Below are 15,173 nucleotides of genomic sequence, written 5' to 3'. Positions count from 1 at the left end.
GGCGGGCGTGCCGCAGGCTCAGAACTGTTCGAGGAAGCGCAGATCGCTGGTGTACAGGCGGCGGATGTCGTCGATGCCGTGGCGCACCATGCAGAAGCGCTCCACCCCCAGCCCGGCGGCGAAGCCGCTCCAGCGCTCGGGATCCAGCCCCAGCCCTTCGAGCACCGCCGGATCCACCATGCCGCAGCCCATCACCTCCAGCCAGCGGCCGCGCCACTGCACGTCCACCTCGGCGGAGGGTTCGGTGAAGGGGAAGTAGCTGGCCCGGAACCGCACCGGCAGGTCGCCGAAGAAGGCCTGCAGAAAGGTGGTGACCGTGCCGCGCAGGTGGCTGAAATCCAGCCCTTCGTCGATCGCCAGCACCTCCACCTGGTGGAACACCGGCGAATGGGTGGCATCCACCGCATCGCGCCGGTACACGCGCCCCGGTGCCACGATCCGCACCGGCGGAGGGTTCTGCTCCAGATGGCGGATCTGCACCGGCGAGGTGTGGGTGCGCAGCAGGGTGTTGGCCGTCAGATAAAAGGTGTCCTGCATGTCCCGCGCCGGGTGGTGGGGCGGGATGTTGAGGGCGGTGAAGTTGTAGTGATCGGTCTCCACCTCCGGGCCTTCCTCCACCCGGTAGCCGAGGCCGGCGAAGATGTCGACGATCTCCTCGGTGGTGGTGATCAGCGGATGGCGGTGGCCGGCGGGCACATAGCGGCTCGGCGCGGTCACGTCGAGGCTTTCGCCCCGCAGCTTCTCGGCCATGGCGGCCTCGCGCAGGGCCTCCAGCCGTTCGTTCAGCAGCGCCTGCAGCTGCTCCTTGAGCCGGTTGGCCCGTTGCCCCACCAGCGGCCGCTCCTCGGCCGAGAGCTTGCCCATGGCGCCGAGCACCACCGACAGCCGCCCCTTCTTGCCCAGCAGCGCCACCCGCAGTTGCTCCAGGTCGGCGGCGGCTGGAGCCGCGCGCAGCTCGGCGGCCGCTTCGGCCTCAAGGGCATCGAGCTGATCGGTGAGCTGCTGGAGGCTGATCGTGGCGCTCACGGAGGGGTGGCGTAGCGGCTCGACTGTACGGATCCGGGCCGCCTAGGTTGCCGCCAGGCTGGATTCCTCCACCTTTGCCGCCGCTGTGCTCGCACCGATGCATCGCCTCCGCATCCTGATCAGCAACGACGATGGGGTCTTCGCCGAGGGCATCCGCACCCTGGCCAATGCCGCCGCCGCCCGGGGCCATCGGGTCACGGTGGTGTGCCCCGACCAGGAACGCTCCGCCACCGGCCATGGCCTCACCCTGCAGACCCCGCTGCGGGCGGAACGGGCCGATGCCCTGTTCGACGAAGGGGTGATGGCCTGGGCCTGCAGCGGCACCCCTTCCGATTGCGTGAAGCTGGCCCTGGGCCGGCTGCTGGCGGAACCGCCCGATCTGGTGCTCTCTGGCATCAACCACGGCCCGAACCTGGGCAGTGATGTCTTTTATTCCGGCACGGTGTCGGCGGCGATGGAGGGCACCCTGGAGGGGCTCAAGGCGCTGGCGGTGAGCAGCGCCTGCTTCGACTGGCGCGAATTCGCCCCGGCGGCCAGCCTGGCGCTGGAGGTGGCGGAGCAGATGCTCGCCGGTGGCTGGCCCGAAGGCCTGCTGTTGAACCTCAATGTGCCCGCCCAGCCCGCTGCCGCGATCGGCCCGGTGCGCTGGTGCCGCCCGGCGGTGCGCCGCTATGTGGATCAGTTCGATTGCCGCACCGATCCCCGCGGCCGCACCTATTACTGGCTGGCCGGTGAGGTGGTCAACGATCTGGAGGCGGCCACAGCCGGTCCGCGCGACTGGCCCACGGATGTGGAGCAGGTGCACAGCGGCGGCGCGGCGCTCACACCGCTGCAGCCGGAGCTGTTCTGGCGCGGGGCGCTCACGCAGCTGGCGGGGCTCGATCCGCTGCTGGCGCTGCCGGCGACAGGGTCCGGCTGAGCAGGGCCTCGCTCAGCCGGGCCGCTCTGACGGCAGCGGCCGGTACACCCGCTGCAGCAGCCACAGGCTGAGCAGCAGGCCCACCAGGTGGGCGAACAGCACCTGGGTGTTGCTCAACACCGAGAGCATCTCGATCGAGGTGATCGGCAGGCCCATCACCCTGCTGCCGGTGCCGCCGGGCGTGGTGATCTGGGCGCCGAAGAAACCGGGCACCTGCATGGAGGCCTGCACGAACAGGCTGCCGGCCAGGGCTTGATAGCCCACCGCCGCCAGGGTGAGGCCCAGCAGATCGCCGATCACGCTGCGTTTGATCAGCCGCCCCGTTTCGCCGCGGCTGGGCCGCACCGGGCTGGCCAGGGCGCGGCCGCAGCGCACCATCAACCAGCCCTGCCAGAGGCTCCAGAGCAGCACGAAAAATGACAGCGTCGTGAGCGACAACCCGGGACCCAACCCCAGGGCTCGCTGGGTGTTGGCCATCAAGCGGGAGCCGATGTTGTTGAAGATCAGCACCCCCACCACCACCACGGCCAGCACCACCTGGGTCCAGAAACGGATCCAGGCCAGGCGACGCACCGCCGCGGAAACCTGCTGGAGATCGAGGCGATCGGCCATCGGCGGCGCTTGCGGTGGAAGGGCGAATGGCAACAAACTTGGCATGGCCGGCCACCCGTGCTGCGAGGCCCTGACCACCAATCCCCAGCACCTGGCGCCGCGTGGAAGGATGGACCCCTGCGGAAACCGTCTGGACAGTTGATACCGCTGCGATCTCCCCAGGATGCCCTGACCCCCACCGCCGTCGCTCTCGGGAGTTTCGACGGCCTGCACCAGGGGCACCAACGGGTGATCGCCTCAATCGCTGCCGCCCCCACGCCGGGCCTGGTGCCCACGGTGGTGAGCTTCTGGCCCCATCCCCGCGAACTGCTGCACGGCGAACCCCGCCTGCGGCTCGATCTGCCCAATGAGAAACTCTCCCTCCTGGAACCTTTCGGCATCCGCCAGTTGGTGCTGGTGCCCTTCACCCGGGAGCTGTCCTGCCTCACACCGCAGGAGTTCGTCGAACGGGTGCTGGTGGGGGCCCTGCAGTGCCGCGAGGTGGCGGTGGGCGAGAACTTCCGCTTCGGCGTGAACCGCTGCGGCGATGCCACGGCCCTGGCCGCGATCGGCGCTTTGCATGGCCTCAAGGTGTCGGTGCTGCCGATGCTGTGGGATGGCAGCGAACGGGTGAGCAGCAGCCGCATCCGCCGGGCCCTGGCCGCTGGCCGCATCGCTGAGGCCGGCCGCCTGTTGGAGCGGCCCTACCGGTTCAGCGGCACCGTGGTGCGCGGGCGCCGGCTGGGGCGCACGCTCGGCTGGCCCACCGCCAACCTGGAGGTGGACGGGCGCAAATTCCTGCCGCAGGAGGGGGTCTATGCCGCCCTGGCCTGGAGCCACGGCAGTGGCCCGATGGCGGCGGTGATGAACCTGGGGCCACAACCCACGGTGGACCCCCTGGCGCCCTCGGCGGTGGAGGTGCACCTGCTGGATCGCCAGATTGAGCTGGAAGGACGCGAGCTGGAGGTGCAACCGTTGGCGCTGCTCCGGTCCCAGCAGCGCTTCGAGAGCCTCGATGCGCTCAAGGCCCAGATCGGCCAAGATGCCGAACAGGCCCGCACCCTGATCACCGACAGCGTGCTGGCGGCGGCGCTGGCCAGCTCAGCTGGCGGGATAGGCGTTCGTGAGGCCCCAGCTGATGAAGGCGGCGATGCCACCCAGCAGCAGAATCCCTGAAACCAGCACCCACATCGGACTGTCGCCGCCGCCGGAATTCATGGGCTCTGGGAATGGCCCCTCACCCTAACGAGGGTGTCCCGCCGCGTCCCAACATTCCCGCCGCGCCGTCGCGGCGTTGCCCGCCTCAACCCTTCCCCTGCTCCGATGGACGACCCTTCCTCTGCCCCTGCTCCAGAACCCGTGGAACCGCTTGCGGAGCCGGCGGTGCTGCGCCTGCTGGATGCCAATCTCGACCGCGCCCGGGAGGGCCTGCGCGTGATCGAAGACTGGTGCCGCTTCGGCCTCGGCCGCGACGACCTGGTGGCCCGCTGCAAGGACATGCGCCAGCGGCTCGGCCGGCGCCATCAGAACATCTATAAACAGGCGCGCCACAGCGCCACCGATCCGGCGGCGGGCATGGCCCATCCGGCCCAGCAGCAGCGGCTTGGCTCCGCTGCGGTGCTGGGGGCCAATGCCGCCCGGGTGCAGGAAGCCCTGAGGGTGCTCGAAGAATTCGGCCGCAGCAGCGATCCCGAGCTGGCGGCGGAGGCCTCGGCGCTGCGCTACCTCGCCTACGACCTGGAAGTGGCCGTGCTGCAGGCCACGGCGGGCCTGGGCCACCGGCGTCAGCAGCTGGCCTCCTGCCGGCTGTATCTGATCACCAGCCCCTGTCAGACCCTCGAAGCTCTCGAAACCACGGTGACGGCGGCTCTTGAGGCGGGGGTCCGCCTGGTGCAGTACCGGGCCAAGCAGGCCGATGACGGCCAGCGCTTCGCCGAAGCCACCGCCCTGCGCCGGCTCTGCGCTCGCCATGGCGCCCTGTTCCTGGTGAACGACCGGGTGGATCTGGCCCTGGCGGTGGAGGCCGATGGCGTGCACCTGGGCCAGGGGGATCTGCCGCCGGCAATCGCCCGCCGCCTGCTCGGCCCGGAGCGGCTGATCGGCCGCAGCACCCACTGCATCGAGCAGCTGCGCCAGGCCGTGACCGACGGCTGTGACTACGTGGGCGTGGGGCCGGTGCATGCCACGCCCACCAAGCCCGGCCGCGCGCCGGTGGGGTTCAGCTATCTCAGCGAGGCCGCGGCGGAGAGCCCGCTTCCCTTCTTCGCGATCGGCGGCATCGAGGCCGGCACGCTCGCTCCGGTGCTGGCGGCCGGCGCGCATGGGGTGGCGGTGGTGCGCGCGATCATGGAGGCCCCCGATCCGGCGGCGGCCAGCCGGGAGCTGCTGGCCGCCCTGCCACCACTTTCCTGACCACCGCTCCCTTCACGCCCCTGCCGTCACCTCTGACACCCTCGGCCTGTCCCCCTTCACCCCTGCCCCCCAGCCGTCGGCTCCACCACCTCTTCGCCCTTCCGCTGCCGTGACCCTCTCCCTGCAACTCAACGGTGAAGCCCGCCAGTGCCCCGCAGGCCTCAGCCTGCAGGAGGCGCTTCTGCATTTCGGCTATGAACCCCGCCTGGTGGTGGTCGAGTTCAACGACGAGGTGCTCGCCCGGCGGCAGTGGCCGGAGCAGCCTCTCGGCGAGGGCGACGTGCTGGAAGTTGTCACCATCGTGGGGGGTGGTTCCTAGATTCGTTGCATTCGCAGCGGCAACTGACGTGTTCTCTTCCCAAGCCACTGGCCGTGCCAGCGCAGGTCGCCGGCGCCTCTCGGCCTGGCTGGTGCTGCCGTTCCTGCTCAGCGCCCTGGTGATGTTCGCTGCGCCGCAGCCCAGCCAGGCCGCCAGCGGTGGCCGCATCGGCGGCGGCAGTTTCCGCTCCGCCCCCTCCATGCCGCGCAACTTCAGCGGCGGGGGTGGTGGTGGTTTCGGCGGTGGTGGCTACCGGGGGGGCGGCGGCTTTGGCGGCGGCATCGGCTTTCCCTTCCTGATTCCGATCTTCGGCTTCGGCGGCGGCGGCCTGTTCGGCTTCCTGGTGCTGATGTCGATCGTGGGCGTGATCGCCAACTCCCTGCGGGGTGGCGGTGGGCTCCCCGGCGGCAATGGCGGCGGGGCGATGGCCGCTCCCCGCGCCGATGGCCCCGTGGCGGTTGCCCAGCTGCAGATGGGCCTGCTCGCCACGGCCCGCGATCTGCAGACCGACCTGCGCCGTTTGGCGGCCTCAGCAGACACCGGCAACAGCGCCGGCCTGCAGCGGGTGCTGCAGGAAACCACCCTTTCGTTGCTGCGCAACCCCGATCTATGGGTGTACGCCAACGTGGAAGTGGGCCAGGTGCCGTTCCCCAGCGCTGAAACAACCTTCAACCGCCTCTCGATGACCGAGCGCAGCAAGCTGCGCCGAGAGGTCACCTCCAATGTGGGCGGCAAGCGCTTTCAAGATGCCGCCGCGCCGGTGGGCAACGCCGATGCCACCAGCGACTTCATCGCCATCACCCTGCTGGTGGCCAGCCGCGGCCGCATCCCGATCAAATCCGCCAGCAGCGCCGACGACCTGCGCAACGCCCTCAGCGTGCTGGGCGCGGTGAGCTCCAGCGATCTGCTGGCGCTGGAAGTGATCTGGCAGCCCGAAGGCGAGGGCGAGGTGCTCAGCACCGAGGAACTGCTCACCGCCTACCCGCAGCTTCAGCACCTCTGAGCGTTGAGGATGCGCAGAGCGGCCATGGCGGCGCCGTAGCCGTTGTCGATGTTCACCACGGCCAGCCCCGGCGCGCAGCTGGCGAGCATGCCGTGCAGCGCCGCCATGCCGCCGGCACTCACCCCATAGCCCACCGACACCGGCACCGCGATCACCGGCTGGGGCAACAGCCCGGCCACCACGGTGGGCAGGGCCCCCTCCATGCCGGCGCACACGATCAACACGCGGGCCCGCCGCAGCCGCTCCAGCTTGCCGAGCAGCCGCTGCAGACCCGCCACGCCCACATCCACCACCAGGTCGTGGGCGATGCCATGGCAGCGCAGGGCCAGCCCTGCCTCCTGGGCCACCGCCAGATCGCTGCTGCCGGCGCACACCACCGCCACCGCCGCCGCCGCCGTGGCCCCCAAGGGCGTTTCGCTGCTGCCCTCCTGCAGGCCCAGGGTGAGGCAGCGGGCGATCGGGTGATAGGCCAGAGCCCGCCCTGCCGGTAACCGCGGCAGCGACACACGGCAAAGGCCAGCCACGGCGGCGGCCTTTTCTTCGCTCACCCGCGTCACCAGGGCGGTCTGGGCGGTCTGGGCCACTCGCTGCAGGATGGCGGCGATCTGCGCGGCGTTCTTGTCCTGGCCCCAGATCGCTTCCGCCATCCCCAGCCGCAGCGGACGCTCCAGATCAAGCTCGGCCACCCCATCGATCAGGCCATCCACCGGGGCGTGCGGGGGAGTGTTCTCGGGGGTGTTCTGGGGGGCGTTCTGGGGGGGGATCGGCCCGGTGCCGGAGTCGTTCATGGTTGCGGCAGCAGTTCGGCGCTGCCCAGCAGCACAAAGGGGTTGTCTGCGGTGGCGGCGAGCGCCAGGCAGCGGCGTGCCTCCGCCTCAAAGCGTTGCTGGGGCTCCGCCAGGCTGGCTGCCGCAATGCCATGCCAATCGCCCGGGCGCCGCCAGCGAATCAGCAGCACCCCTTCGGCGTCGCGGGCATTCCAGAACAGCTCCCGGCCCGCGAAACCCTGCTGCCGCTGCAACCAGGGCCCCCAACCCGCCGCTTCCGCCTGCAACCAGCAGCTGCGCTGCGCCGCCGGCACCCGCAGCCGCAACAGCTCAATGGCTGCAGCTCCAGCCGGGGTGGCCACGTCTGCGCCTGCTCCCACGCCTTCGCCTGCGCCGGCAATGCTCGGCGCGGCGAAAGCCATGGACGGTTGCAGCCCAGGGGCCACCAGCAGGGCCAGCCCCAGGCAGAGCGCCAGCCACCAGGCCTTCATGGTTTTTGCAGCAGGGCGACGGCGTGGCAGGCGATGCCCTCCTGCCGGCCGGTGGGCCCCAGACCTTCGTTGGTGGTGGCTTTCACCCCCACCTGGTCGGGCTCCACCGCCAGCCGGGCGGCGATGGCGGCACGCATGGCCTCGATGTGGGGCTTGAGCTTGGGCTGCTCCGCCACCACCACCGCATCCACGTTCACCACCTGCCAGCCCCGCGCGCGCACCAGCTCCATCACCCGCTCCAGCAGTTGCAGGCTGTCGGCGCCTTTCCAGCGCGGGTCCTCCGGCGGAAAATGGCGGCCGATGTCGCCGAGGCTGAGGGCGCCCAGGAGGGCATCCATCAGCGCATGCACCAGCACGTCGGCGTCGCTGTGGCCGTCGAGGCCGAGCGGATGGTCGAGCCGGATGCCCCCGAGGATCAGGGGGCGCCCGCTCACCAGCCGGTGGATGTCGTAGCCGTTGCCGATGCGCAGCTGCATGCCGAAGCCGTGGGGCGAAGCGGAGCCATCATGGGCATTCTCCCCGCCCGGACGCGTCGCCCGTGGCCTCCCCCTGCTCCAGCCAGCGCTGGTAGAGATCGGGGCGGCGCTCGCGGGTGCGTTCCAGCTGCTGATCGTGGCGCCAGCGGGCGATCACGGCGTGGTTGCCGTTGCGCAGCACCTGGGGCACCTCCAGGCCGCGAAAGCTGGCCGGGCGGGTGTATTGGGGATGCTCCAGCAGCAGGGCGCTGTGGCTTTCGTCGTCGAGCGAGGCGGCGGTGCCCACCGTGCCGGGCAGCAGCCGCACCACCCCGTTGATCACGGTCATCGCCGGCAGCTCTCCGCCGGTGAGCACGAAGTCGCCAATCGACACCTCCGCATCGGCCAGGCTGCGGATGCGTTCGTCGAAGCCCTCGTAGTGGCCGCAGAGCAGCACTAGCTGGTCGCAGCTGGTGGCCCAGTGGCGCAGGTGGGCCTGCTGCAGAGGCTGGCCCTGCGGGCTCATCAGCAAGACCGTGCGCCGCTCCAGTTGCGGGATGGCCTCGAAGGCGGCGAACACGGGCTCGGGTTTGAGCACCATGCCCGCACCTCCGCCGTAGGGCACATCGTCCACCTTGCGGTAGCGGTCGGTGGCGAAATCGCGGGGGTTGTGGGTGTGCAGGCTGGCCCGTCCGGCGGCGAACGAGCGGCCGATCACCCCGAGCCCGCGCAGGGGCTCGAAGGCCTCCGGCACCAGCGTCACCACATCGATCCGCAGGCCGTTCACGGTGCTCAGGAGGCGCTCACGCGGCGGATCTCGCTGCAGAAGCTGGCCACAGCGGCGCTGCCATCGGCGCGGTGCTCCACGCTGCTGCGCAGCCGCAGGTTCGGCTTGGTGAACCAGATGCGTTCCCGCACAAGCCCTTCATGGCGCTGCAGCTCCAGTTCCAGGCTGCCGTCGGGCCAGAGCTGCCAGCGGCCGATCGGCCCGGCTGCGCCGCGCAGGCCACCGTCGCCGTCAAAACCAAGTGTGCTGTGGATGCCCTCGGGGGCGTTCACCTGCAGGCCGCCCAGGTCGCCTGCCGCGCCTGCCGCCAGCAGCGTCACCTCCACCTCCCCCCGCTCGCTCAAGGGAGCGGCGCCGTCGTCAGGGTCGCTGCTGGCGCTGCCCGCCAATGTGCTGCGCAGACCCATCCAGCGGCCGGCGCAGAGCTGCAGAAAGGCGGGCAGGTCCGCCGGCGGAAAAGCGGGGCTGGAGCCGGTCATGGCGGCGGGCGGGCGGTGCGCCCATCCTGAAGCACGGCTCAGGGAGGCGCGGCCGAAGCACGGCTCAGGGCCGCCATGCGGCAAGGCCGAGCACGCCACTGCGCAGCATGCGTGGCCCGTCGGCTGGCTTCACTCCTCCCGGTAGCCCAGCTCCGCCAGCCGCGCCGGGTTGCGGCGCCAGTTCGGCACCACTTTCACGAACAGTTCGAGGTACACGGGCCCCTCGAACACCTTCTGCATCTGGGCGCGGGCGCCGCTGCCGATGTCGCGCAGCATGGAGCCGCCCTTGCCGATCAGGATGCCCTTCTGGCTGGAGCGCTCCACCACCACCGTGGCGAGCACGGCCGTGCGTTTGCCGTCTTCCACGATCCGCTCCACCTGCACCGCCACCGAGTGGGGCATCTCCTCGCGGGTGAGGGTGAGCACCTGCTCGCGGATCAGTTCGGCGATCAGCAGCTGCTCCGGCTGGTCGCTGATGGTGTCGGCCGGGTAGAGCGCCGGACCCACCGGCAGCCGTGCCGTGAGGGCCGCCACCAACGCCTCGCAGCCCTCGCCGGTGGTGGCGCTGCAAGGGAACAGTTCGGCGAAGGGGGCCAGGGCTGCCATGGCACCTGCGCCGTTGGCGGCATCAGCAGGGGCGCCGCCGGGCTCGTCGCCGCGGAAGCCGGTGGTTCCACGGTCGTTCAGCAAGGCGTCATAGCTGCGCTGCAGGGCGGTGGCGTCGGCTGGGTCCACCAGGTCCCATTTGTTCAAGGCCACCAGCACCGGCCTGCGGCTCTGGCGCAGCAGCTCCACAATGAAGCCATCGCCGCGTCCGGCCAGCTCGCTGCCATCCACCAGCAGCAGCACCACGTCCACGTCGCCGATGGCGGAGCGGGCGCTGCGCACCAGCCGCTCCCCCAGCAGGTGATGGGGCTTGTGAATGCCGGGGGTGTCGAGCAGCACCAGCTGGGCGGCAGGGGTGGTGAGGATCGCCCGCAGACGGTTGCGGGTGGTCTGGGCCACGGGGGAGGTGATCGCCACCTTCTCCCCCACCAGCTGGTTGAGCAGCGTTGATTTGCCGACGTTGGGCCGCCCCACCAGGGCCACGAACCCGGAGCGGAAGTCGGGCGGATGGGTCGCCGGTAGGAGCGGAGAATGCATAACTTCAACAGTGTCACCCCACGGGCCGTCGATGTCTGCCTCCACCCCGGCTTCATTCGTTGCAGGGGCCGGAAGCCCCGCCGCTGTTCCCAGTTTTCCGCAGGCCATGGAGATCACGGCCCAGTGGCTGGGGTTGTGGGAGAACGGCGAGCTGAGCGACGAAGTGCTGGCTGATCGGGTGGGGGAGCTGGTGCAGAGCCGCGACGGCGCCCGCGGGTTCTTCGTGGTGGCACTGGCCGGCGATTCCCCCCTGATGGACCGCCTGCCCGATGGCCTGGTGTGGCAGTTGCGCCAGGCGGGAGCCGGGGTTGTCGATCTCACGGCCTGCAACCTGGCGATGAGCACGGCGATGGCGTTGCACCATCAGCGCCAGGAGGATGGGGCCATGCAGGCCAGTTCCGAACGGGTGCACCAGCGCTGCCTGGAGCTGCTGCGCCTGCTGGAGCCCCAGGCGGTGAAGGAACGGCTGGAAACCCTGTTGGAGGCCACGGCCGGCCGCGGTGACGACGTGGCCTTCCTGGATCGTTGGGGCTACGACACCGAGCAGCGCGTCGCAATCGCGGCGGCGATCGAGCAGGTGGCAGAGCCCGCCTGAGGCCCTCAGAACGAATAGGTCACGCGTCCTAGGACGCGCAGCGAGCACGACTGATTGCCGCAGGACCCTTCAATGTTGTTGGGCAGATTGCCGAGGAAGTCAGTGGCAAACAGTGATGCGGTGAGTGGGAAGGATTCCAGCGGGCGTACTGATACACCCGCGCTGATTGCATAGCCGCTGTATTCAACCCCGACAGACACGCGGTTGTTAAATGCATAGGACACGCTGCCGATCGGCCCCCACTGGTTATCGCTGGCGCTGCCGTTGTAGCCGTAGTAGCCGTTGCCCGCCCCAGCAGTGACTGTGATCACCGGGGGATTTGGGCGGCTGGAGAGGGGGAAGGCTGCAGAGGCCACGGCGAACAAGGTGCGGCCTTTGAGTTGACCGCAGGCTTGGTTGATGTCCAGGCAGGGGCTGCTTGGATTCAGGTTCACCAGTGATTCGCCGCCAACTGCGATGCCAACGGTTTTTGAGAGATTTCCAGCCAATCGAAACCCTAGGCTTTGCGCGGATAAACCGGAGCCGTTGCGGCTGGTGACATCACCGATGTTGTAAAGCAGTTCTAGGCTTACCGGACCAGACTGCAACAGGGCGAGCTCAAAATTGAGCTCAATATCGGCGCAATCGTTGCGGTCACAATCGGCAGGGAAAAACTCCTTTCTGACCCGCTCAGCGCCATCAATGGACACCGTGAGGAAGCGCTGTGGATCCCGTTTGAACCCACTCGGGATCGTGAGCGCAACATCGGGATAGAGCTCCCGGTTCACTGTGATTCCCCGCGAGAGGGCCATCACCTGCACGGGCTGGGGAATGGCGGCGGCCGCCGTTTCTGCCGGGGTGAACAACGTGGGCGCGCTGCTGCCGGTGGGGAGCGGCTCCGACTCCGCCGTGGTCTGCCAGCCAGGCGCGGGAGTGGCGGGGGTTGACTCTGCGCTCCCAACGTCGCCGCTGTTGGTCCATGGCTTGGACGCGGCGTTTGCCGGGCCGTCGGTGTTGACTACCTTCCAAGCTGCTGGGGCGCTTTCCACGGCGACCGGGCGCCATTGGGGGGTGGAGAGGCCTGGTGCGGCACCCCCGCTCCAGGAAGGCTGCGCTGAAGCGTGGGCAACACCGGGCAGAACAATGGCCGGAGCAATAGCGAGAGCTAACGCCTGGGCCCGGGCCCGTCGACTGTGCAACAGAGAGATGTTGAGCAGGCGATCTCTCAACCGAGCATCCCTCGAAAAAAAAGTGCTACGTAGCCCATCGGTGAAAGGAACATTCCGCAACAAGCAGGATCCTTTCACAACAAGCCATTTTCTTGACGGATCTTACCAGCTTTCCTGGGGACGGAAACCTTCTGGCCTTAGGGCAGTGGCCATTGGCCATCGGGCGCGATCGCCAGCGGCCTGGACAGAGCGCCGATTCCAGTGCTCCGACGGGGATGGTGCTACAGGCCGCGTCCCCGCCCTGTGTTGGTCAAGCCGCCGATTGTGGGCTCTCGGGAAAGCCGGTGTGCGAACCGCCACGGCGATGCTGGAATGGTTTCATGGCCTGGAGGAAGGTTCGGCAGTGGCTGGAAAGTTCCAGGCGCAGGAGTTGTTGGAGACCTTGTGAGAAATGCTCTGTTTCCAGTAACCAGTGATAGTGAGCGTGCTTTGGATGTTCTGGTGGTGGCAGATCCAGGCCGGGTGCTGGGGAATGGAGAGGGATGTTGTAACCCTCTGGGAGTAGATGAACCCGTGAACTGATTGAATGGGCCGCCACCGCGAACGTGGATTGCCCTGAGCCCCAGAAATTGCCAGGCTTTGGAGTGATCTCTTTTTCCCACGCCTGCTCGATCAGATTCTGCCAGCGGCTGCCGAACCCCAATGACCGGCGCACCACCAGCAGTCCCCCGTTGTAGTTGGCATGAATGGCTTCCTTGCTCACGCCGGTGAGGATGCAAGGTAACGCCTCGATCGAAACACCAGCGAGTGCACACAGCTGTTCCCAATAGCTGTGATAGTGGTTGTCGAGTGGGCTGCTGCAGATTCCCCGCACATCAACAGGCCTGGCGGCGAAATCATGCTGATGAGAGATTGCCAAAGACCGAGGTTCATCCAGCACCAAAGTGTCGGAGTCTAGAAATACGATCTGTTGCTCATTGCTGTGCTCCTCAAGGTGGGCCAGCGCATAGGCTTTGTTGGCATATGGAAAGTGATCTAATGAGTGGTTTAGGTTTTCAATGATCACATTGGTACCCATCAACTCAAGTGTTTGGATCGTTCTTTTCGATGGGGCTCTGTGCGGCCGAGGACAGACAAGATAGATTGGGCAGGCTGAATAACAACCTCCGAACAGACGTAGGCTCTGAACCAGCAGGATCGTCTGCTCCTCAATGAAGCCTGCTTCGAGGCAAAGAAGAAATGCTGTGTCCGTTCTATCTCGCTTGAATCCAATCGGCATGCCACCTGCCCATGCTGACAGTGCTTGCAGATGGCTCCCCACCATGCTGGTGAGCTCGGGCGTCGTGGCACAGAGCTTCAGCAGACTTGCCGTGCAGTGCCTGTCGACAATTGCATGGGAGATCTTGCTGTGAGTGAATGGCGTTTTTTTTAGAGCATCAATTGAACGAACGTGCTCAATGGCCAGGGCACGTGGATCGCTTGGTAGCTGATGGCGATTCAGCACATGCAGAAGATCCACGCCCAGCAAGCCAACCGACCTGTTGGCGTTGGGCAATTGATGCTCTGAAGACACATCGAAATCAAGAATATGCTTGCATAGTGTTTTCAGAATTGCTTTGGAATATGGGAAGCAACGCATGCCCTCTTTGCCGACAAGTTGGCGCCAGGTTTCTACGAAGTCTTGGAAATTAAGCCGTTGCAACCACTTTGGATCACTGCAGAGCTGTTCCAAACTGCGTGTATGCCCGTAGTAGGGTGACCAGCTGTTTGGAGGATTGATCAGACCCTGCTTGAAAGAAGAAAGGGAGAAGTCAAAGGGATTGCGAAATACAACGACAACTTCAACATCTATGCTGGCGCATAGTTGAGCCAATCCTTCTTTGGCAGTATGAATATAGTCGTAGAAGTGATTGTAAAGTCCTTCAGTTGATAGGACTACGGTGTGGACTTGCTCATCCAGCTCCGTGCCGAGTTCCTCGCATGCGGATGTGAGTGCCGCCTGGTTTCTACGTGCTAGGCATTCGATCAGCCACTGGTGCTTAGGTTGATCGGACGTCGAAATGCTTGTGGGATATAAAATACCTTGCGCTTTGAGCGCAGCATGATTGGTGAATAGATATTGCTGCAGGCTGGTGCTGCCTGTTTTCGTGGTGCCTGTGTGCAAGACAAGCCGCCTGCCTTGAAGCAGCAGCATCAAGGGCTCAAGATTCAAGGTGTTCGTGCAAGCAGTGGATTGGGAAGGTGCATAGAGCACATGCCTAGAGGTTGTTCCTCACATCAAACATAAAAAAAGGGCTCCCTTGGGAGCCCATCAGTAGAAACAGATTGGCTCAAGCGAGCGTTTGATCGGCGATCCGACGACGAAGCTTGCGGCTCCAACCAAAAGCTAGTGCTGCGCCTGCAAGGGGCAGGGGAGCAGGAATGGGCTCAGCCGTCAAGGTGAAAGTACCCGTGGCGGAAATGGGAGCGATCACGGATTGTTCGCTCTCGTTGTCCACTGTTTCAAAGGAATTGATACCTGTATATTGAAGAGTTCCGATAAAACCGGTGTCTCCATAGGTGATTGGAATGGTGATGGAAGAGAAGCTGTAGCTGCCTTCAGCGGGAGATGTACTGCTATCCACAGTGGCAGAACCGAAAGCGGTCGTGGTTTGAGATTGGATCAGTGCTCCTGGTCCGCAAACTGTGCAGGTACCCGTGAGGTAGAAACTGTCGAAGAATGAGGAGAGAGTCTTGTTGAAAGAAATAGGGGTAACGTTTTCGGCGATGCCGACTTGAGAATACTGAAAGCGGAATGTGTTTTGGCCGTTTACTTGCCTGAAGATTTGTCCAGTAGCTCCGTCAAAAGCTGACATCGGAGCAAAACCGGTATTGGTGAATCCCCCAGGAAGGTTGTTGGGATTCAGGCGTGAAATATATCCAGAAAAAGCCGGGGACGATACCGCATCAAGGTCGATGGGGAGATCCTGGGTTGCAGGCAAGCCAGATGATGCTTTTTCAGGAAAGGTGGTGGTTGTGAAGGTCACAGACACAGGAGC

At 66.4% G+C, this 15,173-nt stretch carries 17 protein-coding genes; 6 read left to right on the top strand and 11 right to left on the bottom strand.

The genetic code is table 11. The features are described from left to right. Positions 1-18: 18 nt before the first annotated feature. Positions 19-1,026 (bottom strand): phenylalanine--tRNA ligase subunit alpha, encoded by a 1,008-nt coding sequence (pheS, locus tag KBY97_RS03640; RefSeq protein ID WP_255145338.1) that lies wholly within the window; start codon positions 1,024-1,026, stop codon positions 19-21. Between the two features lie 97 nt (positions 1,027-1,123). Here pheS and surE point away from each other — a divergent pair, with 97 nt between their 5' ends. Then, positions 1,124-1,945: a 5'/3'-nucleotidase SurE gene (gene surE / locus KBY97_RS03635; RefSeq protein WP_255145337.1), complete on the top strand. Its 822-nt coding sequence runs from the start codon at positions 1,124-1,126 to the stop codon at positions 1,943-1,945. A gap of 12 nt (positions 1,946-1,957) precedes the next feature. Here the strand turns inward: surE and KBY97_RS03630 are convergent, their stop codons facing one another. Beyond that, on the bottom strand, positions 1,958-2,557 hold the full coding sequence (locus KBY97_RS03630; RefSeq protein ID WP_255145336.1) for a DUF3611 family protein: 600 nt from the start codon (positions 2,555-2,557) through the stop codon (positions 1,958-1,960). Between the two features lie 138 nt (positions 2,558-2,695). Between KBY97_RS03630 and KBY97_RS03625 the strand changes: the two genes are divergently transcribed. The 4 genes from KBY97_RS03625 (at position 2,696) to KBY97_RS03610 (ending at position 6,270) form a co-directional block, all read left to right on the top strand. Next, entirely contained in the window at positions 2,696-3,712 is a 1,017-nt protein-coding gene (locus tag KBY97_RS03625; RefSeq protein WP_255145335.1) for a bifunctional riboflavin kinase/FAD synthetase, read from the top strand. 147 nt (positions 3,713-3,859) lie between these two features. Continuing rightward, positions 3,860-4,948: a thiamine phosphate synthase gene (locus KBY97_RS03620; RefSeq protein ID WP_255145334.1), complete on the top strand. Its 1,089-nt coding sequence runs from the start codon at positions 3,860-3,862 to the stop codon at positions 4,946-4,948. A 109-nt stretch (positions 4,949-5,057) separates the two neighbouring features. Continuing rightward, positions 5,058-5,267, top strand: a complete 210-nt coding sequence (thiS, locus tag KBY97_RS03615; RefSeq protein ID WP_255145333.1) for a sulfur carrier protein ThiS — start codon at positions 5,058-5,060, stop codon at positions 5,265-5,267. A 28-nt stretch (positions 5,268-5,295) separates the two neighbouring features. After that, complete coding sequence (locus KBY97_RS03610) at positions 5,296-6,270, top strand: DUF1517 domain-containing protein (protein WP_399217204.1); 975 nt, start codon at positions 5,296-5,298, stop codon at positions 6,268-6,270. Here the strand turns inward: KBY97_RS03610 and larB are convergent. From larB to era, 6 genes are all read right to left on the bottom strand, one after another. Then, a complete protein-coding gene (gene larB / locus KBY97_RS03605; RefSeq protein ID WP_399217262.1) occupies positions 6,258-6,968 on the bottom strand; it encodes a nickel pincer cofactor biosynthesis protein LarB in 711 nt (236 codons plus the stop codon). The two genes, KBY97_RS03610 and larB, sit on opposite strands and share 13 nt — an antisense overlap. A gap of 86 nt (positions 6,969-7,054) precedes the next feature. Further along, a complete protein-coding gene (locus KBY97_RS03600; RefSeq protein ID WP_255145332.1) occupies positions 7,055-7,528 on the bottom strand; it encodes a TIGR03792 family protein in 474 nt (157 codons plus the stop codon). Continuing rightward, a complete protein-coding gene (ispF, locus tag KBY97_RS03595) occupies positions 7,525-8,004 on the bottom strand; it encodes a 2-C-methyl-D-erythritol 2,4-cyclodiphosphate synthase (protein ID WP_255145331.1) in 480 nt (159 codons plus the stop codon). Before ispF ends, KBY97_RS03600 begins: the two co-directional genes overlap by 4 nt. Before the next feature lie 28 nt (positions 8,005-8,032). After that, complete coding sequence (trmD, locus tag KBY97_RS03590) at positions 8,033-8,761, bottom strand: tRNA (guanosine(37)-N1)-methyltransferase TrmD (RefSeq protein WP_261356284.1); 729 nt, start codon at positions 8,759-8,761, stop codon at positions 8,033-8,035. 14 nt (positions 8,762-8,775) lie between these two features. Continuing rightward, positions 8,776-9,249 (bottom strand): phycobiliprotein lyase, encoded by a 474-nt coding sequence (locus KBY97_RS03585; RefSeq protein WP_255145329.1) that lies wholly within the window; start codon positions 9,247-9,249, stop codon positions 8,776-8,778. Between the two features lie 129 nt (positions 9,250-9,378). Then, positions 9,379-10,392 (bottom strand): GTPase Era, encoded by a 1,014-nt coding sequence (gene era, locus KBY97_RS03580; RefSeq protein ID WP_255145328.1) that lies wholly within the window; start codon positions 10,390-10,392, stop codon positions 9,379-9,381. A 31-nt stretch (positions 10,393-10,423) separates the two neighbouring features. Here era and KBY97_RS03575 point away from each other — a divergent pair, with 31 nt between their 5' ends. Further along, the gene (locus KBY97_RS03575; RefSeq protein WP_255145327.1) at positions 10,424-10,987 is read left to right on the top strand and encodes a hypothetical protein; all 564 of its coding nucleotides are present in this window, start codon (positions 10,424-10,426) and stop codon (positions 10,985-10,987) included. A gap of 5 nt (positions 10,988-10,992) precedes the next feature. Here the strand turns inward: KBY97_RS03575 and KBY97_RS03570 are convergent, their stop codons facing one another. From KBY97_RS03570 to KBY97_RS03560, 3 genes are all read right to left on the bottom strand, one after another. Then, a complete protein-coding gene (locus KBY97_RS03570; RefSeq protein ID WP_255145326.1) occupies positions 10,993-11,832 on the bottom strand; it encodes a hypothetical protein in 840 nt (279 codons plus the stop codon). Between the two features lie 613 nt (positions 11,833-12,445). Then, a complete protein-coding gene (locus KBY97_RS03565) occupies positions 12,446-14,347 on the bottom strand; it encodes a hypothetical protein (RefSeq protein WP_255145325.1) in 1,902 nt (633 codons plus the stop codon). A gap of 118 nt (positions 14,348-14,465) precedes the next feature. Further along, a complete protein-coding gene (locus KBY97_RS03560; protein ID WP_255145324.1) occupies positions 14,466-15,161 on the bottom strand; it encodes a hypothetical protein in 696 nt (231 codons plus the stop codon). Positions 15,162-15,173: the final 12 nt, after the last annotated feature.

The organism is Synechococcus sp. ATX 2A4 (assembly GCF_024346375.1).
Classification (GTDB): domain Bacteria; phylum Cyanobacteriota; class Cyanobacteriia; order PCC-6307; family Cyanobiaceae; genus MW101C3.
The sequence above is the reverse complement of the archived record's forward strand: the minus strand, read 5'-3'. Positions and strand labels throughout refer to the sequence as shown.